Origin of the sequence: Streptomyces tibetensis (assembly GCF_007655005.1) — a bacterium.
Taxonomy (GTDB): Bacteria; Actinomycetota; Actinomycetes; order Streptomycetales; family Streptomycetaceae; genus Streptomyces; species Streptomyces tibetensis.
In genome coordinates this window covers 1-24,448 of the sequence record NZ_SZVW01000034.1, presented here as the reverse complement: position 1 = coordinate 24,448, position 24,448 = coordinate 1, and the positions used below count along the sequence as shown (strand labels likewise).

Annotated in this window: 29 protein-coding genes; 18 read left to right on the top strand and 11 right to left on the bottom strand. The window is 71.3% G+C overall.

Annotation, left to right across the window (positions count from 1 at the left end; all coding sequences use genetic code 11):
• Positions 1-304: 304 nt before the first annotated feature.
• Positions 305-736, bottom strand: coding sequence for a hypothetical protein (locus tag FDO69_RS41475; protein WP_159030691.1), 432 nt, complete (start codon positions 734-736; stop codon positions 305-307).
• Positions 737-738: 2 nt separating this feature from the next.
• Positions 739-960 (bottom strand): hypothetical protein, encoded by a 222-nt coding sequence (locus FDO69_RS41470; RefSeq protein WP_159030690.1) that lies wholly within the window; start codon positions 958-960, stop codon positions 739-741.
• 485 nt (positions 961-1,445) lie between these two features.
• Here FDO69_RS41470 and FDO69_RS41465 point away from each other — a divergent pair, with 485 nt between their 5' ends.
• Positions 1,446-1,604 carry a hypothetical protein gene (locus FDO69_RS41465; RefSeq protein WP_159030689.1) on the top strand — a complete coding sequence of 53 codons (159 nt, stop codon included), beginning with the start codon at positions 1,446-1,448 and terminating at the stop codon, positions 1,602-1,604.
• A 41-nt stretch (positions 1,605-1,645) separates the two neighbouring features.
• On the opposite strand, the gene FDO69_RS43270 is transcribed toward FDO69_RS41465, so the two are convergent.
• Complete coding sequence (locus FDO69_RS43270; RefSeq protein WP_442802785.1) at positions 1,646-1,759, bottom strand: phage terminase small subunit; 114 nt, start codon at positions 1,757-1,759, stop codon at positions 1,646-1,648.
• Positions 1,760-1,790: 31 nt separating this feature from the next.
• Between FDO69_RS43270 and FDO69_RS41695 the strand changes: the two genes are divergently transcribed.
• The 6 genes from FDO69_RS41695 to FDO69_RS43265 all read left to right on the top strand — a co-directional run bounded on the left by FDO69_RS41695 (position 1,791) and on the right by FDO69_RS43265 (position 5,161).
• Complete coding sequence (locus FDO69_RS41695; protein WP_138430278.1) at positions 1,791-2,306, top strand: hypothetical protein; 516 nt, start codon at positions 1,791-1,793, stop codon at positions 2,304-2,306.
• 587 nt (positions 2,307-2,893) lie between these two features.
• Positions 2,894-3,100, top strand: a complete 207-nt coding sequence (locus FDO69_RS39140; RefSeq protein WP_104788680.1) for a hypothetical protein — start codon at positions 2,894-2,896, stop codon at positions 3,098-3,100.
• Positions 3,084-3,611, top strand: a complete 528-nt coding sequence (locus FDO69_RS39135) for a DUF6879 family protein (RefSeq protein WP_104788560.1) — start codon at positions 3,084-3,086, stop codon at positions 3,609-3,611. Before FDO69_RS39140 ends, FDO69_RS39135 begins: the two co-directional genes overlap by 17 nt.
• A complete protein-coding gene (locus FDO69_RS39130) occupies positions 3,595-4,428 on the top strand; it encodes a helix-turn-helix domain-containing protein (protein ID WP_104788557.1) in 834 nt (277 codons plus the stop codon). The genes FDO69_RS39135 and FDO69_RS39130 overlap by 17 nt, the downstream gene beginning before the upstream one ends.
• Positions 4,429-4,727: 299 nt before the next feature.
• Positions 4,728-4,943: a hypothetical protein gene (locus tag FDO69_RS39120; RefSeq protein ID WP_234388295.1), complete on the top strand. Its 216-nt coding sequence runs from the start codon at positions 4,728-4,730 to the stop codon at positions 4,941-4,943.
• Complete coding sequence (locus tag FDO69_RS43265; protein WP_104788551.1) at positions 4,940-5,161, top strand: DUF7848 domain-containing protein; 222 nt, start codon at positions 4,940-4,942, stop codon at positions 5,159-5,161. The genes FDO69_RS39120 and FDO69_RS43265 overlap by 4 nt, the downstream gene beginning before the upstream one ends.
• An 82-nt stretch (positions 5,162-5,243) precedes the next feature.
• On the opposite strand, the gene FDO69_RS39110 is transcribed toward FDO69_RS43265, so the two are convergent.
• Complete coding sequence (locus FDO69_RS39110) at positions 5,244-6,650, bottom strand: recombinase family protein (protein ID WP_104788549.1); 1,407 nt, start codon at positions 6,648-6,650, stop codon at positions 5,244-5,246.
• Between FDO69_RS39110 and FDO69_RS39105 the strand changes: the two genes are divergently transcribed.
• The gene (locus FDO69_RS39105) at positions 6,651-7,847 is read left to right on the top strand and encodes an MFS transporter (protein WP_234388300.1); all 1,197 of its coding nucleotides are present in this window, start codon (positions 6,651-6,653) and stop codon (positions 7,845-7,847) included. It abuts the gene before it with no gap.
• 283 nt (positions 7,848-8,130) lie between these two features.
• Positions 8,131-9,252 carry a methyltransferase gene (locus FDO69_RS39100; protein ID WP_104788547.1) on the top strand — a complete coding sequence of 374 codons (1,122 nt, stop codon included), beginning with the start codon at positions 8,131-8,133 and terminating at the stop codon, positions 9,250-9,252.
• A 204-nt stretch (positions 9,253-9,456) separates the two neighbouring features.
• Here the strand turns inward: FDO69_RS39100 and FDO69_RS39095 are convergent, their stop codons facing one another.
• The 4 genes from FDO69_RS39095 to FDO69_RS39080 all read right to left on the bottom strand — a co-directional run bounded on the left by FDO69_RS39095 (position 9,457) and on the right by FDO69_RS39080 (position 14,468).
• A complete protein-coding gene (locus FDO69_RS39095) occupies positions 9,457-10,062 on the bottom strand; it encodes a flavin reductase family protein (protein ID WP_104788544.1) in 606 nt (201 codons plus the stop codon).
• Positions 10,063-10,118: 56 nt separating this feature from the next.
• Complete coding sequence (locus tag FDO69_RS39090) at positions 10,119-10,910, bottom strand: enoyl-CoA hydratase/isomerase family protein (RefSeq protein WP_104788675.1); 792 nt, start codon at positions 10,908-10,910, stop codon at positions 10,119-10,121.
• Positions 10,910-13,135: an acetate--CoA ligase family protein gene (locus tag FDO69_RS39085; protein WP_104788541.1), complete on the bottom strand. Its 2,226-nt coding sequence runs from the start codon at positions 13,133-13,135 to the stop codon at positions 10,910-10,912. The genes FDO69_RS39090 and FDO69_RS39085 overlap by 1 nt, the downstream gene beginning before the upstream one ends.
• A gap of 127 nt (positions 13,136-13,262) precedes the next feature.
• Positions 13,263-14,468: a flavin-containing monooxygenase gene (locus tag FDO69_RS39080; RefSeq protein ID WP_104788539.1), complete on the bottom strand. Its 1,206-nt coding sequence runs from the start codon at positions 14,466-14,468 to the stop codon at positions 13,263-13,265.
• Positions 14,469-14,748: 280 nt separating this feature from the next.
• On the opposite strand from FDO69_RS39080, the gene FDO69_RS39075 reads away from it, so the two are divergent.
• The 5 genes from FDO69_RS39075 to FDO69_RS39055 all read left to right on the top strand — a co-directional run bounded on the left by FDO69_RS39075 (position 14,749) and on the right by FDO69_RS39055 (position 17,716).
• Positions 14,749-15,198 (top strand): DoxX family protein, encoded by a 450-nt coding sequence (locus FDO69_RS39075; protein ID WP_104788536.1) that lies wholly within the window; start codon positions 14,749-14,751, stop codon positions 15,196-15,198.
• Positions 15,198-15,635 (top strand): Zn-ribbon domain-containing OB-fold protein, encoded by a 438-nt coding sequence (locus tag FDO69_RS39070; RefSeq protein ID WP_104788533.1) that lies wholly within the window; start codon positions 15,198-15,200, stop codon positions 15,633-15,635. Before FDO69_RS39075 ends, FDO69_RS39070 begins: the two co-directional genes overlap by 1 nt.
• A 146-nt stretch (positions 15,636-15,781) precedes the next feature.
• Entirely contained in the window at positions 15,782-16,384 is a 603-nt protein-coding gene (locus tag FDO69_RS39065; RefSeq protein WP_104788531.1) for a GNAT family N-acetyltransferase, read from the top strand.
• Positions 16,385-16,516: 132 nt separating this feature from the next.
• Entirely contained in the window at positions 16,517-16,729 is a 213-nt protein-coding gene (locus FDO69_RS39060) for a DUF4287 domain-containing protein (protein ID WP_104788528.1), read from the top strand.
• A 69-nt stretch (positions 16,730-16,798) separates the two neighbouring features.
• Positions 16,799-17,716: a GNAT family N-acetyltransferase gene (locus FDO69_RS39055; RefSeq protein WP_104788525.1), complete on the top strand. Its 918-nt coding sequence runs from the start codon at positions 16,799-16,801 to the stop codon at positions 17,714-17,716.
• An 87-nt stretch (positions 17,717-17,803) separates the two neighbouring features.
• Here FDO69_RS39055 and FDO69_RS39050 read toward each other — a convergent pair whose 3' ends face one another.
• Both FDO69_RS39050 and FDO69_RS39045 read right to left on the bottom strand, forming a co-directional pair.
• A complete protein-coding gene (locus tag FDO69_RS39050; protein ID WP_104788523.1) occupies positions 17,804-18,481 on the bottom strand; it encodes a pyridoxine/pyridoxamine 5'-phosphate oxidase in 678 nt (225 codons plus the stop codon).
• Positions 18,482-18,572: 91 nt separating this feature from the next.
• A complete protein-coding gene (locus FDO69_RS39045) occupies positions 18,573-19,742 on the bottom strand; it encodes a thiolase C-terminal domain-containing protein (protein WP_104788520.1) in 1,170 nt (389 codons plus the stop codon).
• Positions 19,743-19,852: 110 nt separating this feature from the next.
• Here FDO69_RS39045 and FDO69_RS39040 point away from each other — a divergent pair, with 110 nt between their 5' ends.
• Positions 19,853-21,169, top strand: coding sequence for an acyl-CoA dehydrogenase family protein (locus tag FDO69_RS39040; protein ID WP_104788517.1), 1,317 nt, complete (start codon positions 19,853-19,855; stop codon positions 21,167-21,169).
• The gene (locus tag FDO69_RS39035; RefSeq protein WP_104788514.1) at positions 21,166-21,636 is read left to right on the top strand and encodes a nitroreductase family deazaflavin-dependent oxidoreductase; all 471 of its coding nucleotides are present in this window, start codon (positions 21,166-21,168) and stop codon (positions 21,634-21,636) included. Before FDO69_RS39040 ends, FDO69_RS39035 begins: the two co-directional genes overlap by 4 nt.
• Positions 21,637-21,731: 95 nt before the next feature.
• On the opposite strand, the gene FDO69_RS39030 is transcribed toward FDO69_RS39035, so the two are convergent.
• Positions 21,732-22,379: a TetR family transcriptional regulator gene (locus FDO69_RS39030; protein ID WP_167345935.1), complete on the bottom strand. Its 648-nt coding sequence runs from the start codon at positions 22,377-22,379 to the stop codon at positions 21,732-21,734.
• Positions 22,380-22,501: 122 nt separating this feature from the next.
• On the opposite strand from FDO69_RS39030, the gene kbpA reads away from it, so the two are divergent.
• The gene (gene kbpA / locus FDO69_RS39025; RefSeq protein WP_104788511.1) at positions 22,502-23,224 is read left to right on the top strand and encodes an AfsK-binding protein KbpA; all 723 of its coding nucleotides are present in this window, start codon (positions 22,502-22,504) and stop codon (positions 23,222-23,224) included.
• A 193-nt stretch (positions 23,225-23,417) separates the two neighbouring features.
• Positions 23,418-24,448, top strand: a 1,031-nt coding sequence (locus tag FDO69_RS39015) for a serine/threonine-protein kinase (RefSeq protein WP_324828675.1), incomplete at its 3' end; no start/stop codon positions are given.

Sequence of the window (24,448 nt, the reverse complement as noted above, 5' to 3'; positions counted from 1 at the left end):
TGCGTCAGGGGCGCCCGGAGGGCGCCACAGAGCAGAGCTGCAAGACGTCTTGGGAAGGTGCCGGGCGGGAGCCCGGCCACAGCGCAGAGCTACTTACTGCTTGCTCTCGCCGTTGCCCGAGACGGACTGTGTCTGTCCGCGCGGAGACTCCGCCAGGAGTCGAGCACGACAGTGCTCTTACTCTGGCCAAAAGTTCGGGATGGACCGGCGATACGCCAGGCATCCTTACTCTGGCCAAAACTTCTCGACTCAGCAGGAGCAGGCTCGGGGCCGAGCCGGAGACTCCTACTCTGGCCAAAACTTCTCAGGCGGCATCGTCGAGCCAGTCATCAGCGTCGACCCAGCCCAGCCACTCTGTGGCCCGGTCTCCGGGCTCCAGACTGAACGTCGTCTTCGCTCCGCGCCTGACGCCGATCGTCTCGACCGTCAGCCATCCGGCCTCGACGAGCACCTGTACGCCTCGCTCGGTGTACGCGCGCTCTCTACCGGCGCTGTCCCGGACGCCCACCGCATCGGCCAGTGAGCGCCACGGCACCGTCACCCGCGAGTCGTCAGCGCAGAGCCGGGCAAGCTGCTTCGCCACCCGTTGGCCGCTGCGAGGCACGCACTGGATGACGTCGGCGTACCACTGCGCAGCCTGTCCGGTCGGTGGGTAGTGCTCGGCCGCCAGGGCGTATCCACGCTTCCGTAGCTTGGTTCGGTTCTCCTCGATCTTGGGGAACAGGTCTTCGGGCATGGTCACCGCACCGGCCGAGCGAGCTGCCAGGTGTCGTAACCGAGGCGCCGGAGGAAGCCCTCCTCTTGCAGGGAGCGGAGACCGGACTCGAACTCGGCTGCGGGGATTGAGCACTTGCGGGCCAGCTTCCGAGGGGAGAGCCGGAACGGCTCGCTCGCGGGGAGTGAGAGGTAGCGGGACGTGTAGCCGACCCAGGACGGGGCGGCGGGGTTGGTCTTGGGCACGGGGGTGCGACCTCCTTCTGTGGGTGGGAGATCGCGCGTACCGTTCGCGCTCGGGGTGCCCTCGGCTTCCCTTGCCAGCCCCTCGGGATGGCGGACTCTCGCGGAGTGTCCAGCTCAACCGCCGTCGAGCGGCGGGAGCTACGGTGCGCCTCGAAGAGGCGGACGAGAGTTTCTACATGTTGCCGACCGATCCGGTCAACTTCGCACCAGCCGGCGATCCGCCAGCCGAGCATGAACTCGGGGAGCCTCCACCGGTCGAAGGCATCCTTCTGCCAGGTGGGGCCAAGGTAGTTCGGCTCCAGGAGCTCGATCTCTTCGAGGGTGAGCGGCGCAGGTGCAGCCATGCATTACCTCTCGAAGTCACTTGCCTCACCTGCGCGTTGGCGTCGAGGGCGAGGTGCCGTACCGTGGTAGACGGAAAGGAGAAGACGCGTGTCTTTGGCGGGTGACATCGCCACTTACGCCGTCTACTTCGAAGGAAAAGAATGAACGAATACTGGGCGATCTTCGGCGCCGTCCTCGTGGCTGCGCTGGTGGTGTTCGAGCGACTGCTTGAACGTATTCCGCCGCTCGCCGAGAAGGCCATCGCCGCCGTCCGATCCATCCGTGCTGTAGCGGATGAGTTCAGGGCGAAGCGCGAATGACCAACCGTCTACCCCTGCCTCTTGGTGGGGGTAGACGGCGTTCAGAGCCCGAGCTCCTTCTTGTAGTCCGCGATGGCGACTACGGCAGCAGAGTCCTGCTCGGGTACGGGCTCGGTCAGTTCGATGCGCACACGGCGCCGATCTTCCTCGGTCACCAGCAAGTTGCCCCTTGGGTAATTTCGCTGTATGGATCAGGGGGTAGCAGGCTTGCTGGGGGCCGCAGTTGGCGGCGCGATTGGCGTGATCGGCACCGTCAGCGCAGCATGGCTGGCTGGACGTGGGCAGCGACGAAGCCAACATGAACAGTGGCTGAGGCAAGTGCGCAGGGATGCCTACGCGCACTTCGTCGCCTGCCTGCACCGGGTAGAACGGGTCGTTGGGGAGACAAGTAATGCTGCCCTCCAGGGGAGGCCAGTGCCGGACGGCTGGCCGGAGGAGATGACGCAGGCCGGCGAAGCGCTCTCGGCTGTAATGCTCGAAGGTCCTGACGAGATCTACGAGCTGGCCTTGGAGGTGTTTCATCTGGCGCAAGAGTGGTGGTACGCACTGCGATACGAACACGGAGACCCGTCGCCGGGGGACACCTACCACGATTACCCCAGCACCGACATCGGGGCCGCGACGGAGATGTTCTTGCAGGCGGCCTCGCGCGTTCTCCGCGCCTCCGATCAGGGCCTACTGTCTGCTCCGCCTCGAAGGTGAAGTCTCGGCCCCCTGGTGGTTGGCCAGGGGGGGGGCGGCGCTCGCCCAGCCCGAGGGGCACCTCAACGAGAGGAGCCAACCACCCTCACTTACTGTACGGAAGTTGATCATGGCCCCAGAAAGGGGGCCTGAGTGACGCTGGTCACCCGTTGGCCGAGGGGTCGACTGCCCTCACTTACTGGTGGGAGAACGATCTTGGTTTGTCAGGGTTGGTCCGTCGTGACGCCGGTCACCCGACTGTCAGACCCTCGGCCTACCGTCCTCGCATGGACATGAGCGATCCGCAAGACGTAGGCGCCGCGTTCGGCGCCCTGATCCTCGGCGGCACGGTGAGCGAGGAGCCACCCCCGCCAGACTCCCCCCTCGGTCGAGTGCGCGCCCTCACTGCCCGGTACGGCGAGGAGGCGCTGAAGCCCGAGCACATCAAGGCCGCGCAGGAGGGGCGCCCCCTTCTCCCACGAGGCGGTGTCACGCCGGGCAGTTCATGCAACAACGTGCATACCCGCGAACGTGCATGGACGGCCGAGCATGACGCTCGTACGGTCGTGTCCAACGGCCCAGCCGGGCCGTCAGACAAGGGGGTTTCGATGGCACGCGAAGAACTGACTCGGCTTACCGGCAACGGAAACGGCGAGTGCGGCGAAGACGACTGCCCGAATGTCTACCGGACCGAGCGGGGAACGTTCGTCGTGCAGGGCGACGTTTCCAGTGCCTTCGATCCGCCGCAGGGGGAAGGGCTTGTGGAGATTCCCGAGAGCGTTCTTCGGGAGGCTGTTCGTGCTCTTGGATGGTGACGACTGGAAGGCGACTCTTCGGGGATTCCAGTCCGAGGCGTGGCGACTGGAAACGTTGCCGCAGTACCTCGTACCGCAGGAGTCCGAAGAGCTCGAAGCCTTCCGATCGGGTAAGCGAGTCGACCCGGAAACCTACTCGTCGCCGTACACGGAAGACCTGAAGAGGCTTCGCGGTGAGGGGAGGCGTAAGGGGCGAGTGCACATCGTGACTCGGCCACTCTCCGAGTATCTGCAATTCGAGTTCTCCCGGTACTACGCGCCGCACGTACTCGCCGGGGAAGACATCCGAATTCTCGACGTGACCGAGCGAGAGAATCCTTTGCCGGGAGTCCAGGACTTCTGGATGTTCGACCGCTCGACGGTTGTTCTCATGCGTTACGAGAGCGACGGCACGCAGGTAAGTCGGGAGCTGTTCGAGAGCGAGCCGGCCGACTTCGTCGAGTACCAGCGCATCGCCGTCGCCGAGTCGGTCCCGTTCTTGGAGTACGTGAAGGGTGACGTTCGAAGCTGAGCAGCTTGGCGAGTCCGGCCCGGAACTTGCCTCACTGCTCCGAGAGCTACGCAAGCGAGCCGGTCTCTCAGGGGATCGGCTCGCCGCGCGCTGCAACATGTCTCAGTCCAAGGTGAGCCGGATCGAGAACGGCCGGACGCGGCCGTCCCTGGTCGACGTGGAGGCGATCCTCAGAGCCTTGGAGGCGCCGCCCGAGCTGGTCGCCGAGGCATCCGCGCTCGCCAGGATGGCCAACACGGAATGGCGGAACCTTCGGGAGCTTCGCCGTAAGGGGCTCGAAACACGACAGGCGGAGCTGAAAGGGCTTGAAGCGTCCTCGACGCGCATGCGCTACTTCCTGCTCTCGATGATTACCGGTCGCCTCGCCACGCCGGAATACGTACGGGCGAGCCTCGCTCACTCCCCGGCAGATACGAGTAAGGCGGTTGCGGGAAAGCTGGAACGGCAAGCCGTTCTCTACGACGCGTCGAAACAGTTCACGTTCCTGCTGACTGAGCAAGCCGTTCGCTGGCCTGTCGTTTCGCCGTTGGCTCTGGCCGAACAGATGGACCGCCTGTCTTCCCTGTCCTACCTTCCGAATGTGCACATCGGTGTAATCCCCGTGGGGACGGTAACTCCTCGGGTGCCACTGAATACCTTCACCATCTACGACGCGTCGTTGGTCACCATCGAAACTTCCGCGGGCAGTCTCGTACTGCGTGACGGTCGAGACGTGCATGCCTACTTGAAGGAATTCGCCGGATACGAGGAATGTGCGCTGTTCGGTGAGGAAGTTCGAGCGAGGCTCGCCGAGTGGTCGGCTGCCTGCCGTGCATGACTTCAGTCGACAACACGCATGAACCGAGGATCGGTGCCCATTCCGCGGAATCATGATTCGGCAGATACGAAGTCCGGGAGGCCGTACGGAATGAGTACACCGAAGACGACGATCACGGGGCCGGTGCACCTGACGGCCCCGGATCAGGAGCCGGAACCCGTAGCAAGCTGCCGGGAATGCCTCGGCCTCGCCGTGACTCGAACCAACGCCCGATCGGTCGGCGACTACTCGAAGGTGTCGGACGCGAACGTCGTGCTACGTACGCACCTGCGGGAAGACCACGGGGCCGAGTGATGGACATGCAGACGTGGCGAGACAGCCGAGCCTCGGCCGTCGCAGCGACCGAGGCACTGCGGGCGGCCCTGGACTCCCTCGGCGTCCCAGAGAGCGTCTGGGGAACGCTGCGCCCCGTCGTCACCTTCAAGGGAACCGCGTACGTGCACGTCGGCATGGTGCGCGCGGACGTGGCCGAGCGGATGGCCGAGGCGATGAGAGCCCAAGAGGGCGCGCAGTGACCCGTTCCGTCCTGCGGTACGTGAAGCACCGGATCACCCAGCAGCCGGACACTTGCATGACGTTCGAGGCCGAGTGCATGACGTGCGACTGGAAGGCCAAGCCGTCGACAGACGGCGCGGGGGTCGACGTCCAGTGCATGAGCCATACCGGCCGGACAGGACACGCGACGGTCCGTCGGTCGTGCACGTCGCTCGCCCTCGTCGAGCGAGCCGAGTAGCCGAACGCAGAGACCCCGCCAGACACCCAGAGAAGGGGCCTGGCGGGGCCGAGTCGGCGACTGCGGAGAGTTCAGTCGGCCGTCACTCCTTGTCGTCGTCTGCGGTGTGGTTCCAGCTCACGGTCATGTAGTCGTCCACGGTCATCTTCGCCGCCTTCTTGAAGCCGTTCGGGTGCATCGTGATCGCGGTGACGAACTTGACCCACGCGCGACGGACGGGAAGGGGAGTGGTCGGCCAGTCCTCGATCAGGCCAGCGACCCCCTTCACGGGGTCGATCGGAGGCAGGCCAGTGATCCCGGACAGCTTCTCGTCGATCTCGTCGAGTCGGGCCCGGATCGCTCCGGAACCGGCCGTCATCTGCGAAAGGGTGATGGCTCCCGAGGCGTAGGCCACGGCCAGACCGTCGAGCCGTTCCCGCAGAGTCTCCGCCTCCCGGTGAAGGTGGGCCGAGTCATCGCCCTGCTCCTGTCGAGCGGCGAGGATCGAGGGCAGGAAGTCCGGGAAGGCGAGCCGGGCGATCACGGCGTTACCGGCCCGCTTGTCGGCCAGCTCTCGGGGCACCCTGACGTGCTTCTGTCCGCACCGGTAGACGGGGGTGCCTCGGTACATGCCGCCTCGCACGGTCTCTCCGCAGCGGGAGCACGTTGCCAGTCCGGCGAGAAGGGTCTGAGGGGCCGAGCCGGTACGGGCGCCGCCCGTGAAGCGCTTCGGGTTGGTCAGCGCCGAGACGAGGGCGTAGTGAGTCGCCTCGTCCAGGATGGCGGGCCACTGCCCCGCCCCCACGATCTCGCCGTGGTAGGTGGCCTGAGCGATGTAGCGGGGGGAGATCAACACCTTCTTGACTCCGCCGACGCCCCACCCCTTCGCCTCGCCCTTCGCCTTCCCGGACGAGGAGCGGGGGGCGAGCAGACCGAGGCCGGTCCAGAGACGAGCGACGGCCGCCAGGGTCTCACCCTGAACGATCATCTCGGCACCCTTGCGGATGGCCTCGGCCTCCTCCTCGACCACGGTCACGTAGTCGTCGGCGTAACCGAAGGGGCGGATGCCTGCCTTGTGCGGGGTGCCGTTCTTCGCCGCCTGAAGGTTGCTCGCCTTCTGCCGTAGCGCCTTCTGCTCGCCCTCGTACTCCGCCCACGCTGTGACCGTCTTGGCCGTGGCCCGACCGGCAGGAGTGGACAGGTCCAGGTGTCCGGCGTGGATGGCGTGGACGTTCACCCCGAGCTCGATCACTCGGAGCAGATCTTCGGTCTTGCGGACGAGCCGGTCGGTGTGCCAACAGAGGATGGCGTCAGGCTTGGACGCCAACAGCCGCTCGAACCCCGGTCGCACCTTCCCCGAGGTAGCGCTGATGTCGTTGTCCGCGATCACCTCTCGTACGGTCCAGCCACGGGCTGCGGCGAACGCCCGACACTCGTCCTGCTGCCGCTGAACGCCCAACTCGTCGCCGTGCTGATCGAGGCTGAGTCGTACGTAGATGGTGACATCCATCTGGCCTGGCCCCCCTTGTTCCTGCTCACCGTGCTGTATGCCCCAAAGTTCTACCACGAGTTCGACTGGTCGCGCGGCACCATCGGCGCCGCCGTCTCGGTGAACCTCGCCCTGTACGGTCTGACGGCCCCGTTCGCGGCGGCCCTGATGGACCGCTTCGGCATCCGCCGGGTCGTCGCGGTCGCCCTGACCGTGATCGCCGCCGGTTCCTGGCTCACCGTGTGGATGACCGCGGCCTGGCAGCTGATGCTCTGCTGGGGCCTGCTCGTCGGCCTCGGCTCCGGCTCCATGGCGCTGGCCTTCGCGGCGACCGTCACCAACCGCTGGTTCACCGCACGACGCGGCCTGGTCAGCGGCATCCTCACCGCCGCCTCGGCCTCCGGCCAGCTCATCTTCCTGCCCCTGCTGTCCTGGATCATCGACCGGTACGACTGGCGACCGGCGGCCGTGACGGTCGCGCTCGCCGCGCTCGCGGTCGTGCCGTTCGTATGGCTCCTGCTGCACGACCACCCGGCCGACGTCGGCCAGAAGCCGTACGGGGCGGCCGAGTTCGTGCCGAAGCCCCCGCCCGTCCGCGGTGCGGCCCGCCGGGCCGTGACCGTGCTGCTCTCCGTCGTGCGCACCGGCCCGTTCTGGCTGCTCGCCGGCACCTTCGCGATCTGCGGCGCCTCCACCAACGGCCTGATCCAGACCCACTTCATCCCCGCGGCCCACGACCACCACATGCCCGTCCAGGCCGCCGCGTCCCTGCTCGCCGTCATCGGCGTCTTCGACGTCGTCGGCACGATCGCCTCCGGGTGGTTCACCGACCGCTTCGAGCCGCGCCGCCTGCTGGCGGTGTACTACGCGCTGCGGGGCGTGTCGCTGATGTTCCTGCCGCTCCTGCTGGGCCCCGCGGTCCACCCTCCGATGATCTTCTTCATCGTCTTCTACGGCCTCGACTGGGTCGCCACCGTCCCGCCCACCCTCGCCCTGTGCCGCGAGCAGTACGGCGAGGACAGCGCGATCGTCTTCGGCTGGGTCCTCGCCTCCCACCAGGTCGGCGCCGCCCTCGTCGCCTTCCTGGGCGGTGTCGCCCGCGACACGTTCGGCACGTACGACGTGGTCTGGTACGCGTCGGGGGCGCTGTGCGCGGCGGCGGCGCTGATGGCGCTGGTGATCCGGCGGAGGGCGGGGGGCGAGGTGGCGGTGGCCTGAACCCGGGCCGTCACCCGGCTCGAGACCGGGCCGGTCACCGGCGTTCAGCCCTTGCCGCGCCGCCCGAGGCCCGTCCGGGCGGTGTTGCGGATCCGCTTGTGCGCTCGGTGTTCATGGCTCTGTCTCCCCGATCCGCCGCGACGCTCCGGCTGGTCGGCCTATTCTGAGTGCTGCTACCGCACTGCCTCGAAAGGTGACTTGATGACACTCGGCATGGTCCTCGGTGACGTGGTCGTCGTGACTTCGCGCGTTCGCTCACGTTCGACCTTCCGAGGAGTCTGCCGTGTCCACGATCCACTGGGTCGAGGCTCAACCCCGTTCCGCCCGCTGGCACTCTGAGTCCGGGCTGCCCCTGCCCCGCCGGGTCGTCGTCGCCGACGACCTGATGCCGGCCGCCGTCGCCCACCGACTCGCCTGCGAGGGCACCGCGTTGCTGTGGCGCGGGGATTTCCACAACGCCCGACAGCTGCTGCGTGCCATGGACCGCCGTGTCGGCCGCAGCGCGCCCGAAGCGCCGGAATGCCCGGCCGAGGCGTTTCACGCACACCGCCGGTACCGCGCCCACCGTGCGCGTGTGCTCGGCAAGTTGCTCGTCCTGCTGGAGGCCGACCACACCCTGGCGCTGCGCCGCGCGCCGGATGTACGCCGGGCGTGCGACGAGGCCTACGGGCCCCCGTCCGGCGGGCCCGTCGCCGTCGCTCTCACCGAACTGCTGGGGGTGATCGGCGCCCGGGAGTGGCGGGAGAGGGGCGTTGCCGTACCGGCGCTCGGCGCGCGGATCCACCCGCACTACGGGGTGTTCGCGCCGACCAGGAGCGAGTACGTCGACCTCGTCGCACGGGCGCCCCTGCCGGGCGGCGGGACCGTGCGTACGGCGTTCGACCTGGGCACGGGCACCGGTGTGCTGGCCGCCGTGCTGGCCCGGCGCGGGGTCGGGCAGGTGGTCGCCACCGACGTCGGCGCCCGGGCACGGGAGTGCGCCCGGGCGAACGTACGGCGGCTGGGGCTCGCGGGCACCGTCCGCGTCACCGGGCCCGGCCTGTACCCCGACGGCCGTGCCGGCCTCGTCGTCTGCAACCCGCCCTGGCTCCCCGCCCGGCCCACCTCCGACCTCGACCTGGGCGTCTACGACGCGGGCGGTTCGATGCTCCAGGGCTTCCTGAGCGGGCTCGCCGAACGGCTGGAACCCGGCGGCGAGGGCTGGCTCGTCCTGTCCGACCTCGCCGAACGGCTCGGGCTGCGCGACCGGGGCGCGGTGCCGGCCGCCATCGCGGCGGCGGGCCTGCGCGTCGCCGACCGGCTCCACACCCGCCCGCGCCACTCTCGCGTACGGGACACCGGCGATCCGCTCCATGCCGCGCGATCCGCCGAGGTCACGTCCCTGTGGCGGCTGACGCCGGCCTGAGCCCCACGGGGGCGGCGGCCTGTGGCCTCCGGGGCGCCGGCCTGAGCCCCACGGGGGCGGCGGCCTGTGGCCTTCGGGGCGGCAGCCTGAGCCCTCCGGGGCGGCAGCTTGTGGCCTCCGGGGCGGCAGCCTGAGTCCTCCGGGACGGCGGCCTGAGCCCTTCGGGGCGGCAGCCTGTGGCCTGGGGAGGCGGCAGCCTGAGCCCTACGGGGTCGTCACTCGCGCGAAGCGCCCTCGGTGGAAGAGCAGCGGTCCGTCCGGATCGTCCTCGCCCGCACCGAGGGCGTTCACCCGGCCGACCACGATGAGGTGGTCGCCGCCGGTGTGTACGGCGTGGATCGCGCAGTCGATCCACGCCACGGCCCCTGTCAGCCGCGGCGAGCCCGACAGCGGCGCCGCGTCGTACGCCACCCCCGCGAACTTGTCCGCGCCGCTCACCGCGAAGGAGCGGCACAACTCGCCCTGGCCGGACCCCAGGACGTTCACGCAGAACACCCCCGCGCGGGCGATCCGCGGCCAGGTCGTCGACGTCCGGCCCACCATGAAGGCGACCAGGGGCGGGTCGAGGGAGAGGGAGGCGAAGGACTGGCAGGCGAAGCCGGCGGGAGGGTCGCCGACCGTGGCGGCGGGTGCCGTGACGACGGCCACGCCCGACGCGAAGTTCCCCAGGACCCTGCGGAACTCCCGTGGGTCGAGCGGGGCCCGCTCGTCGGCGCCGACACAGCGCAGTTCGGGCCGCGGCAGCGCCTCGACCGGCGCCGGGACGGCTGTGCCCACGGACCTGAGGTAACGGACGGCGGCTTCCGCCATCCCTGCTTGTCCCATCACACCGTCATTGAAGCTGACACTTCGTCAGATAGGAAGGGTCAGCGTCCCCCGAACTCCGCGCTCCGCCGCTCCACGAAGCTCCGCATGCCCTCTCGTGCGTCCGCCGTCGTCATGTTGATCTCCTGCGCGGCGGCCTCCGCGGCGAAGGCGGCGGCGCGGTCGGTGTCGAGGGAGGCGTTGACGAGCTGCTTGGTCAGGGCGAGGGCCCGGGTCGGGCCGGCGGCGAGGCGCTCGGCCCAGGCGCGCGCCGTCTTCTGAAGCTCCTCGTCGGGCACGACCCGGTTGACGAGCCCGAGGCGTTCGGCGTCCGGCGCGGTGAGCGCGTCGCCGAAGAACATCAGCTCCTTCGCCCGCTGCGGGCCGACGAGCCGCGGCAGGAGGTAGGCGCCGCCCCCGTCGGGGACCAGTCCGCGCCGGACGAACACCTCGACGAACCGGGCGGATTCGGCCGCGAGGACCAGATCGCAGGCGAACGCGAGGTGCGCGCCGAGGCCGGCCGCCGTGCCGTTCACCGCCGCGATCACCGGCTTCTCGCAGTCGAGTACGGCGGCGATCAGACGCTGGGCACCGGTGCGCAGCGTGCGTGCGACATCGCCCGCGAGGCGTTTGCCGGGCGTGCCGGCGCCCCGGAGGTCCGCTCCGGAGCAGAAGCCGCGGCCCGCCCCGGTGATCACGACAGCCCGCACCTCCGCCGTGGCCGAGGCCTCCGCCATCAGCCGGATGATCTCCTCGCGCTGCCCGGGCGTGAGGGCGTTGAGGCTCTCGGGCCGGTTGAGGGTGAGGGAGAGGACCTGGTCCGTGGTCGTGTGCAGCACCGCGGGCTCCGTCATCAGCGGCACACCGCCAGCGCGTCCAGCGCCACGGCACCCTGCCCCTGCGGCAGGACCAGCAGCGGGTTGATCTCCAGTTCCGCCAGTTGGTCCCCGAGTTCCAGCGCCATGCGCTGCACCCGCAGGACGACCTCGACCAGCGCGTCCCGATCCGCCGGGGGGCGCCCCCGGACCCCGTCGAGCAGTGCCCGTCCGCGCAGCCCGGCGAGCATGTCCCGCGCCTGCTCCTCCCCGAAGGGCGGCACCCCCACGGCGGTGTCACGCAGCACCTCGACGAGCACACCGCCGAGTCCGACGCTCACCGTCGGGCCGAACAGGTCGTCGTGGGCGACCCCGACCACCATCTCCACGCCCTGCTCGACCATCTGGCAGACCAGGACGCCGTCCAGGGCGACGTCCTCGTAGCGGGCGATGTCGGTCAGCTCGCGGTAGGCGTCGCGGACCTGGCTGGCCGAGGTCAGCCCGATCTTCACCAGGCCCAGCTCCGTCTTGTGGGCGATCCGCGCGCCGGAGGCCTTCATCACCACCGGGTAGCCCACGAGCCCGGCCGCGCGGACGGCCGCCGCCGCACTGGTCACCAGCTGCTCGCGCGGTACGCGGATGCCGTACGCCCGCAGCAGCTGCTTCGCCGCGTGCTCGCTCAGCTGCCGGCCGGGCTGCATCAGCGCCTGCGCCTTGCGGTAGGAGGGCGAGGGGGTGCGCGGGGCCTCGTCGAAGGGGGAGCGGTAGGCGGTCGTGAAGCGGTGGTGGGCGAGGTGGGCGCGGACGGCGGTGAGACAGTTGCCGACCGTGCGGAAGGTGGCCACGCGGGAGGAGCCGAGCAGCACCTCGCGGTAGGCGGGCTCGGTGCCGACCGGCGACCCCCACACCACGCACACCAGCTTGTCCGTCCGCTCGGCCGCGTCCACCAGGTCTCGTACGAGCCGGTCGCTGAGCGGCGGGAACGGCCCGGTGACCGGGCAGATCAGCACGCCCACGGCGGGATCGTCGAGGAGGGCGTCGATGATCTTCCGGCCGCGTTCGTCCCCGACCGGATGCCCGCCGTTGTCGACCGGGTTGGCGACGGACAGGTACTCGGGGATCCACTGGTGCAGCTCGGCCTGTTTGGCCTCGGACAGGACCGGCAGGCTCAGGCCCGCCTCGGTCGCCAGGTCGGCGACGTGCGCGCCCGTGCCCCCGGAGATGGAGTAGACGACGACGCCGTCGGCCCGCGGCGGCCGGGCCCGGGCCAGGAGGGCGGCCGTGTCCTGGAGTTCGTCGAGCCCGTCGACGCGGATCACGCCGTACTGGCGCAGCGCCGCGTCCACCACCGCGTCGGCGCCGGTCAGTTTGCCGGTGTGGGAGGCGGCCGTGCGGGCGCCGGTCTCGGTACGGCCCACCTTGACGGCGACGACCGGGACTCCGCGCCGGGCGGCCCGGTCGGCGGCGAGCAGGAAGGAGCGGCCGTCCTTCAGCCCTTCGAGGTAGCAGGCGATGGCGCCGATCTCGGGCTGCTCGGCGAAGTAGGAGAGGAAGTCGGCGCTGTCCAGGTCGGCCTCGTTGCCGGTGGGGGCCCAGTGGGTGAGGCGGATGCCGAGTTCCTGGAGGGCGAAGACGGGGCGGCCCTGGTGTCCGGACTGGGTGATCAGCGCGATCGCCGGGCCCTGAAGGTCGTCGCGGAACCGTTCGAAGGCGTTGAGGTTGGTGTTGGGGCCCAGCAGCCGCAGCCCGGACTGTGCGACGGCGGCGGTCAGTCGCAGCTGCGCGGCCTCGCCCTCGGGCCCGGTCTCCGCGAACCCGGACGCGAACACGACCGCGAACCGGGCCTTGGCCTCGGCCAGTTCCTCGATCACCGGCAGGGGGTCGCCGACCAGCACCACGGCCAGATCGACCTGCTCGGGCAGACCGGTGACGGAAGGGGAGCAGGGGATGCCGAAGACGGACGGCCGGCTGGGATGCACCGGGTACAGCCGGGCGCCGACCCGCTCCGCCCAGTCGGCCAGCTGCCGCGTGATGCCGGTGTTCGGGCGGCCCTCGGCGTCGGAGGCGCCGATCACGGCGACGGACCGCGGGCGGAAGAAACGGTCGAGATCGGGTACGTCGGCGTGCAGTGGCCGTCCGCTGACGTCGAGGTCGCCCGACTGGGCCGGCCTGCCGTGCACGACGGGCCCGGACCGCTCGCCACAGGCGATGGCCCGGGTCCGGCGGGAGTCGGTGGTGAGGGTGCCGTGAGTCGATCCAAGCATCGTTTCCGCCCGCTCCTGTGAGACAGCCGCTAACTGACGCTCTGTCAGGTTACTGAACTGATGCGACGTCAGGAACGGTGTGGGCGGGCAAAGTTGCCGAAGCTGTCGACCGAGGAGCCCCGGCCTCTCAGTCCGGCAGGCGGGACAGGCTCCCCGCCCCGTTCCGCGCGACGGCCTTCGCGATCTTCACCGCGTCCAGCGCCAGCTCGCGGAGGTTGCCGCTGATCGGGTTGGTGAAGCCGGTGAAGTACAGGCCGGGAGCGGTCCTCGGGGTGCGGGCGCCGTGCGCTACGGGCCTGCCGCGGTCGTCGAGGACGTCGAGGTGGCCGACCAGGTCCTCCAGGGCGCGGACGTAACCGGTGGCGGCGACCACCACGTCCGGGGAGATCCGGCTGCCGTCGGCCAGGGCGATCTTGTCGCCGCCCTCGAAGCCCTCCACGGCCGCCACGATCTCCACCCTGCCCTTGCGCACGGCGTCGATCAGGCCGACGTCCTGCACCGGGATGGCCCCCTGCTTCACCCGTGTGTACAGCCCGGTGTCGGGACGCGGCAGCCCGTGGGCGGACAGGTCGGGCACGGCCACCTTGGCCTGCAGCCGGGAGATCCGGTCGACCAGGCCGACCGGCAGCCGGCGGACGAGGACGCCGCTGTACTGGGCGGCCCAGCCGGCGGTGGAACGGCGCACGATGTGGGGGACGGTGCGCACGGCGAGCCGGACCCGGGAGGCACCGCTCTCCACCAGGTCGACGGCGATCTCGGCGCCGGTGTTGCCGACCCCGACGACGAGGACGTCCCGACCCGCGTAGGGCTTGCCGCTGCGGTACTCGCCGGCGTGCAGGAACTCTCCGGTGAAGGCGGACCGGCCGGGCCAGTCGGGCAGGCGCGGGGTGTGGTTGTAGCCGGTGGCGACGACCACCGCCGCGCCGGTCAGCTCCCGGCCGCCGGTCGCGTGCAGCAGCCAGCCCGTGCCGTCGGCGGTGCGCTCGACGCGGGACACCTCGACGCCGGTGACGATCTCCAGGCGGTGGTGCTCGGCGTACTTCTCCAGGTACCGCACCACGTCGTCCCGGGACACCCACCGTCCGAACCGGCGCGGCATCGGCAGTCCGGGCAGGGCCGAGAGGCGGCGGGTGGTGTGCAGGTGCAGCCGGTCGTAGTGGCGGCGCCAGGACGCCCCGACATGGTCGGACTTCTCCAGGACGACGGCCCGTACGCCCCGGGCACGCAGCGCGTACGCCACGGAGAGCCCGCCGGGGCCGCCGCCGATGACGTAGACGGGGCGGTCGGGTGGGGGCTGTGCGGAGGCGTGTGTGGGAGGTGTGGAGTCGGCCATGAGCGCGAGCGTAATCACGGGACTGCTTGATGGGTCTCGGTCAAGACCTGAATTGATTTCGGATTGATCACGGCTGCAGGGGAGGGGGTCGGACTCGTGGCGCCGGGAGGGGGGGGCTGGTTGTGGCGGGGTGGCGGGTGCGGGGTGCGGGGTGTGGGGCGCAGGGTGCTGGGTGCGGGCTCGGCCCTGGGTTCCGGGGCCGGGGTCTGCCGGCCGGCCGGGGTCCGGACGCTGCGCGGGGGGCTTGCGCATCCGTTGATCTGACGTACCGTCAGATTGCATGGACGCGATCTGGCTCACCGGAGCGGAATGGCTGGCCGTGCTGCGGCTCGGGCTCGGGCTGTGGTGGCTGGAGAGCTGGCGGCACAAGGACCGCAAGGCGTGGTTCGAGCGGGGCACCGGCATCACGTGGGCCGCCGGCATAGCCGCCGAGCACCGCTGGAGCGCCGTCCGTTCGGGATTCGAGGCGGCCGTGGCGCCGCACCCGCGCGTGATGGCGTACGTCGTCGTCTACGCGGAACTCGCGCTCGGACTGGGCCTGATCACCGGCTTCCTCACCCCCATCGCCCTGGTAGGCGGGTTCCTCCTCAACGCGCTGTACTTCACGCTCATGGTCCACGACGTCGCCGAGCAGGGGCAGAGCTCGATGATGGCGCTGATGTCGGTGGTGGGGCTGTTCGGCATGTCCTGGCAGACGTGGTCGCTGGACAGCGCGCTGGGGCTGTTCTGATGACCGGCCGCTTCGATCTGCCCGAGCCGGACGCCTTCACACGGACGTACTGGGACGCTGCCGCCGAGGGCAGGCTGCTGATCCGCCGCTGCGTGGCCTGCCGCCGGGCCCACCACTACCCGCGCGAGTTCTGCCCCCACTGCTGGAGCGAGGACGTGAGGTGGGAGACGGCGAGCGGCCGCGCCACGCTCTACACCTGGTCCGTCGTCCACCGCAACGACCTGCCGCCGTTCCCGGACCGCGTCCCGTATGTCGCCGCCCTGGTCGAACTGGCCGAGGGGCCGCGGATGATGACGGAGATCGTGCACGCGGGGGACCCACTGCACCCCCGCGCGGGTGCGGATCCGGACCCTCCGCCCACCCTGTCGGCCGGGGCGGAGCTGGAGGTGGCGTTCCGGGAGGGGGTCCCGGTGTTCCGGGCGGTGTCGAGGGGTTGAGCGGAGCCGCCGGAGGGGCGGGCGGGCGAGCGACCGCCACCGGTCGGCACGGCCGGTCGGCACGGCCTGTCGAGGCGATCCGAAACGTGGCCGTCCTTCCGACATGACGGGTCGATCACCCGGCACCACGGGATTCAATAAGACCCATGGCCCCCATACGCGACCACTCCCCGACCGGCCCCCACTCGCATCTGCACGGCCACGGCCTTGCCCTGCGCCCCTGGGACGCAGGGGCGGGGGCCGATGTGGACACCTGGTTGCGGGGGCTGCGTGATCCGGAGTTCCGGCGCTGGAACACCCCGCTGCGGCCGGTCATCGACCGGGCGAGTGCACGGGAGTCGCTGCTCGCGCGGGCGCAGAGTGCGCTGGAGGGGACGTCGGTGTCGTTCCGCGTCGCGGACGCGCGCAGCGACACCCCGCTGGGGCACATCGGCGTCAACGAGATCAAGTACCACCTGAAGGTCGCCCGGGTCGGCTACTGGGTGCTCCCCGAGGCCCGCGGTCAGGGCGTCGCCACCCGTGCCCTCCTGATCGCCGCACGCTGGGCCCTCACGGAACTCGGCCTGCACCGACTGGAGCTGGACCACGCCGTCGGCCATGACGCCTCGTGCCGGATCGCCGAGAGATGCGGTTTCCCGTACGAGGGCACCCTGCGCGGCGCGATCTTCCAGGAGGATCGGCACGACGCGTTCCGGGACGCCCATCTGCACGCCCGCCTGGCCACGGACCCGGAGCCTGCGGATCCCTGAGGAGGGTTGAACGGGGCGGTGTGACGCGAGTCACGTCGGCTGGGCGATCAGTCCGCCCGGCCCCGCCGGTCATACCCGGCAACCGCAGCGCGACCGCAGCCGCACCGCCGAGAAGTGAAGGGACCGGCCGAGATGACCGCACCCGTGAAGGGCCCCGCCGCCTACTTCCCCTCCATCGAGAAGAAGTACGGCCGACCGATCGCCGACTGGCAGGAGCTCATCCGCTCCTCGCCGCTGACCCGGCACATGGAGCTCGTCAACTGGCTCAAGACCGAACACGGCCTGGGCCACGGCCACGCCAACGCGCTGGTGGCACACACGCTCGCCGAGGCCGGCGGCACATGAGCGGTGTCGGCCGACGGGACCGCCGAAAAATCAAGGGTGCCCGGGCGGCGGCACACGGCACCATGAACCATGGACACCGGAACCGGAGTTGACACCAATACCGACACCGATACCGATACCGATCCCCATCCCGGTACGGGCGGCTGGCATCTCACCCATGACCTCGACGAGTTCCTGACCCGAGCGGGCGCCTTCCTCCGCTCCCGGCCGGCGCTGCACACCGTGCCGTTGACGGTCACGGAGACACTGCGGGCCCGCGGCCGGAGCGTGTACGGACAGGGAGCACCGCAGTTCGGCGTACTGGAACGGGACGGTGGGGTCCGGGCGACCTTCTTCCGCACCCCGCCGCACTGGTTGAACCTCACGGCCCTCACCCCCGAGGACGCCGACGCCCTCGCCGCCCGTCTGGCCGCCCTCGGCCGACGCCTGCCCGGCGTGAACGCGGACAGCGACACCGCAGCCGCCTTCGCCGCGGCCTGGCAGCGGCACACGGGCGCCCCGGCGGCCCTGCGCCAGCGCCAGCGGCTCTACCGGCTCGGTACCCTCACCGCACCCGGGCCCGTACCGCCCGGCCGCCCCAGGGTCGCCGTCGAGTCCGACCGCGAGCGGCTGTGGCGCTGGCACGACGAGTTCAGTGAATCCGTCGGCCTGGGCACCGTCCGCGACTCCGCGGAGTGGGCGGACGCCCGCATCGACAGTGGCAGCATCACCTTCTGGGAGACGCCCGACGGCACACCCGTCGCCATGGCCGGCACAAGCCCCCGGGTGGCCGGTCAGGTCCGCGTCACCACGGTCTACACCCCGCCCCACCGCCGCGGACGCGGCTACGCGGGCGCGGCGACCGCCGAGGTCAGCCGCACCGCCCTGGCCGCCGGAGCGGACGAGGTCCTCCTCTTCACGGACCTGTCCAACCCGACCAGCAACGGTCTCTACCAGCGCATCGGCTACCGCCCGGTCGCGGACTTCGCGGTGTACGACTTCACGTAGGCGTCATCATCGCCGGCCAACGCCCCCGGCCCTGCCCCCAGGACGCCCCCAGGACGCCCCCAGGCCGAGGCCCGGGGCCGCCCGTCGTCAGGGCCACAGCAGCTCCCGTGACCACCCTTCTCCGTCCCGCTGCCCTTCCCGGCGGTAGCGGAGCCGGACGTGCCGCCGTCGCTCGTCGCCCTGGAAGAACTCGACCTCCTCGGCCCGCAGCCGATACAGCGTCCAGGACGGGACCGGTGCCTCCGGCTCCCGCGACGCCCGTTCCCACGCCGACTCCGAGGCCCGGGCCAGGTCGTCCAGGGAGTGCAGGACCTCGCTCTGCCTGCCGGTCAGCGCCGCCGCCAGCGCGCCCGTCGACCGGGCGTGCAGGTCGCCCTGGGCCTCCTCGGACGGGGCCGCCGTCACCGGGCCGCGCACCCGGACCTGCCGGCCCAGCACCGGCCAGTAGAAGCCGAGCGCGGCGTACGGGCGGCCGGCGAGGTGCCGGCCCTTGCGGCTGCCGGTGTGGGACGCGAAGGACCAGCCGTCGGCGTCCGCGCCGTGCAGCATCACGATCCGTACGTCGGGCAGGCCCGACCCGTCCGACGTCGCCAGCGACATGGTGTGCGGCTCGGTCTGGCCCGCCGCCACCGCCGCCGCGAACCACTCGGTGAACAGGGGCAGCGGGGTGGCCGGTGCGCCGGCCGGCTCGAAGGAGGGCAGGTCGGTGACCTTCGGGTCCCAGACCCGCAGTGACCTCAGCAGCTCGTGAAGATCGGTTGCCATGCCTCGATTGTCACCGGTTCCCCCGAGGGACGGACCGTGCACGCCGAGAGAGGTGCAACCCCCATGTCCCAGCCCTCTCATCCCCCGCCCCTCACCCCACCCCCAGCACCACCGTCCCCGACGAGCAGAACCAGCCACCCGTCCCCGACGCCACCGCCAGCCGCGGCAGCGAACCGTCGCCCCGCCGTACCTGCCGCTCCCCGCACTCCCCGCGCAGCTGCCGCACCGCCTCCACCAGCAGGAACAGTCCCCGCATCCCGGGATGCTGCGCCGACAGCCCGCCCCCGTCGGTGTTCACCGGCAGCTCGCCGCCCTCGACCCGCAGCCGCCCCTTCTCCACGAACGCCCCGCCCTCGCCCTTGCCGCAGAAGCCGAGGTCCTCCAGCGTCACCAACGTCATGTAGGTGAACGCGTCGTAGAGCTCGGCGAAGTCGATCTCCGACGGCCGCACTCCGGCCCGCTCGAACGCCAGCCTCCCGCTCACCGCCGCCGGCGACACCGTGAAGTCCGGCCACTCGGACATCGCCGCGTGCGAGACGGACTCCCCGCTCCCCAGCACCCACACCGGCGCCGTACGGCAGTCCCCTGCGTACTCCTCGGCCACCAGCAGCACCGCCGCCCCGCCGTCGGAACGGACGCAGCAGTGCAGCTTGGTGAAGGGATCGGCGATCATCGGCCCGGCCAGGACCTCTTCGACCGTGATCGGCGTGCGGAACATCGCCTCCGGGTTGAGGGCCGCGTTGGCCCGGGCCTGCACGGCCACCTCCGCCAGCTGCTCGATCGTCGTGCCGTACTCGATCATGTGCCGGCGGGCCGCCATGGCGTACTTGGCGATCAGGGTGTGGCCGTAGGGGACTTCGAACTGCACGGGGCCGCGCGCGCCGAAGGACAGGGTTGCGGTGCGGCGGCCGGCCCGGACGTCCGCGCGGGCCGTCGAGCCGTAGACGAGCAGCACCGCGCGGGCGTGCCCGGCCGCGATCGCGTCCGCCGCGTGGGCCGCCATGACCTCCCAGGTGGAGCCGCCGACGGAGGTGGAGTCGACCCAGGTCGGGCGCAGGCCGAGGTACTCGGCGACCTCGACGGGGGCCAGGGTGCCCAGACCCGCCGAGGCGAAGCCGTCGACCAGCGACCGGTCCAGGCCCGCGTCGGCCAGGGCGCGCCGGGCCGCCTGGGCGTGCAGGGCGTACGGGGTCGCGTCGTCCACACGGCCGCAGTCCGAGAGGGCCACGCCGACGACGGCCACTTTCTTCCGGGCCACCATAAACCTGACGGTACATCAGATACGGGCCCGGGGCGGTAGGGCTCCGGGCTTCCCTGTTCCATTTCATCGCCCTAATATGACGCACCGTCAGATGCGGAGAGAGGTGCGCCATGGACGCCCGCTTCACCGACGAACAGGACGAGATCCGCCGCACCCTGCGCGAACTGCTCGGCAAGCGGTGCGGTCCGGAGGAGCTGCGGGCCGCAGTCGACACCCCGGCCGGGCACGACCCCGCCCTGTGGGCCCTCCTCGCCGGGCGACTCGGCCTGCCCGCCCTCGCCCTTCCCGAGACCTACGGCGGTGCCGGCTGCACCGTGACCGAACTGGCCCTGGCCTGCGAGGAGACGGGCCGGGCCCTGGCCCCCACCCCGCTGTCGGCCACCGCCGTCCTCGCCGCCCCGCTGCTGCTCGCCCTCGGTACCGGCGCCCAGCGCGCCGCGCTCCTGCCCCGCATCGCCTCCGGCGAACTCACCGCCGCCCTCGCCGTGCCGGGGCCCGCCCTCGCCACCGCCCTCGCGCTCACCGGCCACGACCGGCGTGGGCGGTGGGCCGGTGGGGGACGGGCCGGGGGCGTGCAGGCCCGGCGGGCGGAGGGCGGCTGGCAGCTGTACGGGCAGGCCGACCAGGTCCTCGACGGGCACAGCGCCGAGCTGCTCGTGGTCCCCGCGCACACCGGGGGGTTCGCACGCTCCCGGGTCCTGCTCTTCCTGGTGCGCGGGGACGCCACCGGCCTCACCCGCGTACGGCAGACCACACTGGACGCGACCCGCCCACAGGGGCGGATCCAACTGCGGTACGTGCCCGCCGAGTTGCTGGGCGGTGAGGACTCCGACGCCCTCCCCGCCCTCGCCCGGCTCGGCGACACCGCCGCCGCCTGCCTCGCCGCCGAGGCGGTGGGGGCCGCTGCCCGGGTGCTGGAGCGGACCGTCGAGTACGTGGGGCAGCGCGAGCAGTTCGGGCGGCCGGTCGGCTCCTTCCAGGCGGTCAAGCACCGTCTGGCCGACGCGTACGTCGAGGTCCAGGCGGCCCGCTCGGCGGCGTACTACGCGGCCTGGGCGGCCGCCACCCAGGCCCCCGCCGCCGCACCGACAAGCGCGGCCGCCACCGAGGCCCCCGCCGCCGCACCAGCAAGCGCGGCCGCAACCGAAGCGACCGCCGCCGTCACCGCACCCTCGAGCGCGACCGCCGCCGCAACCGCCCCCGAGGAGAAGGCCGGTGCTCTAGCCCTTGCCCAGGCGCTCGAAGCGCTGCGCCGGGCCGCCGCCGAGGGGATCCAGCTGCACGGCGGCATCGGGTTCACCTGGGAGCACGAGGCTCACCTGTACTTCAAGCGCGCCGCGGGCGACGAGCTGCTGTTCGGGCCGGTGCACCGGCTGCGGGCGCACGCGGCCGACGCGGCACACGTCTTCGAGGAGGCCGGCACATGAGGGGCGCACGCGTGGTGCAGAAGGTGTCGTCGACCAGGGGCTTCGCGCGGGTGGCGCCGCACGTGGTGCCCGCCCTCGACCGGGCCGTCCACCGGCTCACCAAGGGCCGGGTGCTGCTCAGCGCGCACATGCTCCCCGGTGTGGTGCTGACCTCGACCGGGGCGAGGAGCGGGCTGCCCCGTCGTACCCCGCTGGCCTGCATGCCGGAGGACAACGGGCGCCACTGGATCCTCGTCGGGTCCAACTTCGGACGGCCCGGGCACCCCGCCTGGAGCCACAACCTCCTCGCACATCCCGAGGCGGAGATCAGCTGGAAGGGCCGGGACGTGCCGGTCACGGCCCGGCTGCTGGCGGGGGAGGAGCGGGCGGCGGCGTGGCAGGCGCTGCTGGCGTTCTGGCCGCCGTACGCGGCGTACCAGGCGCGGGTGGAGCGGGAGATCCGGGTGTTCCGGCTCGTACGGAGGTAGGGGCGGCGGGCGAAAGCGCGACAGGCGGTGGTCCACCCGGGTGGACCACCGCCTGCCAGACAGGACTTGGGTGGGTAAGAGGCTGCCGCGCCGCGCTACTTGGTCGGCTTCCGGCCGGTGACGCCGAGGTGCACCAACAGGGCGAGGTTCGGCTTCAGTTCGGCCTGCTTCACGCCCCAGGAGGAGAAGCCCTTCTGGTGGGAGGCGACGGCCGCGAGCATCGCGACCAGCGAACCGGCGACGGCCGCCGGGTTCACGTCCTTGTCGACCCTGCCCTTGGCCTGGAGCTCGGCGACGGCGTCCGCGAGGGAGTTGTTCACCGAGTTGAGGATCTTCATGCGGAGTTTGTAGAAGCGCTTGTCGCCCTCGGCGGCGCCGAGATCGACGACCCGGAGGATGGCGTCGTTCTTGCGCCAGAACTCCAGAAAACCGTCGACGAGTTCCTGAGCCGTCTGCCAGCCGGCCTTGCCGGCCCAGGAGCGGCCCTCCAGGAGCTCGGTCAACGCGGCGCCCTCGGTCGCCATTTGCTCGGCGATCTCCAGGACGGCGCCCTCGACGTCCGGGAAGTACTGGTAGAAGGTCGCGGGCGAAGTGCCCGCCTTCCGGGCGACATCGATGACCTTGACGTCCCGGTACGGGGAGGAGCTGAGCATCTCGCTGAGGCAGTCGAGCAGCTTCTGCCGGGTCGCCTGCCCACGCCGGCCGGCCACGCGGCCGTCGACGGTACGCACTTGTCCTGTCATGACGTCAGCTTACCGAGGCGCGATCGGGGCGCGATTCGGCCGACTGCAAATGGGGTGTAAGGGAGTACGGGGGCTGGTGTGCCTGGTCTGCGGGGTGCGGCAGTCGCGGTTACGTTGTCGGCATGGCCGAAAACAGGGCATCGGTGTACGGAGAGGGCGTCCCCTGCTGGGTGGACGCGCAGCTCCCGGACGTCGAGGCGGGCAAGCGGTTCTACGGTGAACTTTTCGGGTGGACCTTCGAGGACTGGTTCGGCTCCTTCGCGCAGGCGCTGAAAGACGGCGAACCCGTGGCCGCTCTGGTCCGCAAGGTGGACGGACGGCTGCCCACCGTCTGGACGGTGTACTTCGCGACCCCCGACGCACCGGCCCTCGCCCGGCGCATCCGGGACGCGGGCGGTCAGGTCGTCTCGGCCCCGGTACCGGCCGGCGAACTGGGCGTCACCGCGCTCGTCACCGACCCCGAGGGCGCCGTCTTCGCCCTGTGGCAGCCGGAGGACTACCCCGGCTTCGGCACCCGGCACGAGCCGGGCACCTTCGCCTGGGTCGAGCTGTACGCCCGGGACACCGAGGCGGCCAACGCGTTCTACGGCGATCTCTTCCGGGAGGCCCTGTTCGGGCCGGACGCCGAGCCCGATTTCGGCCGGGCCCCCGTGACGGACGTGTTCTCCGACCGGATGCCGCCCCACTTCCTCGTGCACTTCGCCGTCGAGGACGTACCGGCCGCTCTGGAGGACGTGCGGCGGCTCGGTGGCCGGGTCCAGGCCCCGCCTTTCACGACCTCGTACGGAGAGGTCGCCGTCGTCACGGACAATCAGGGGGCGTCGTTCGCGCTGCTGCGTCGCTGAGCAGGCATTGTTTGGTCATCATTCGATCACTTCCATGCCGAGACATCCCAATTGTCACCGGGTTCGCCACCAGGGCTCCGGCCAGGAAGAATCAGGGTGCGTGCCGCCATGGCGGTGCGGTGGTGAGACGCTGCACGAAGGTCGCGTGGAACATGTGGCCTGGCGCGGCTCGTACGGGGAGGTGGCAGGCAGAGTGGTGGATCAGCTGACGCAGCACGATCCGCGGCGGATCGGGCCGTTCGAGGTGCTGGGACGGCTGGGTGCCGGCGGCATGGGGCTGGTCTATCTCGCGCGTTCGGCGTCCGGCCGGCGCGTGGCGATCAAGACCGTCCGCACGGAGCTCGCCGAGGACCAGCTGTTCCGGGTCCGCTTCACGCGCGAGGTCGAGGCGGCCCGCGCCGTCTCCGGCTTCTACACGGCCGCGGTCGTGGACGCCGACCCGCGCGCCGCCGTGCCGTGGCTGGCCACCGCGTACGTTCCCGCGCCCTCCCTCGAGGAGATAGTGAACGACTGCGGCCCGATGCCGGCCCAGGCGGTGCGCTGGCTGGCGGCGGGCGTGGCCGAGGCGCTCCAGTCCATCCACGGCGCGGGCCTGGTGCACCGCGACCTCAAGCCGTCGAACGTCCTCGTCGTGGAGGACGGCCCCCGGGTGATCGACTTCGGTATCGCATCGGGTGTGTCGAACACGCGTTTGACGATGACGAACGTCGCCGTCGGCACCCCCGCCTACATGTCGCCCGAGCAGGCCAAGGACTCCCGCAGTGTCACCGGCGCCAGCGACGTCTTCTCCCTGGGCTCGATGCTGGTCTTCGCCGCCACCGGACACCCGCCCTTCCACGGCGCCAACCCGGTCGAGACGGTCTTCATGCTGCTGCGCGAGGGCCCGGACCTGGAGGGGCTCCCGGACGAGCTGCGTCCGCTCATCGAGTCCTGTATGCAGATGGACCCCACGGCCCGCCCCAACCCGGCCGACCTCCAGGCCCAGCTCGCCCCGCACCTCTTCGGCTCCGGCTCCGACGACAGCGGCACGGCCTCCGCGTGGCTGCCCGAGCAGGCCGTGGGCCTGATCGAGTCCCGCCGCAACGGCCGCCCGGCCGGCAAGCCCGCCCCGGGCACCGGCCGCAGCGGCGGCGGACGCCCCGGCCCGGGTCCGGGTCCCGCGCCCATCCCGCCCCCGCCCGTGCACGACCCCGTCGTCCCGGCGCCCGTGCCCGCCGGGTCCGT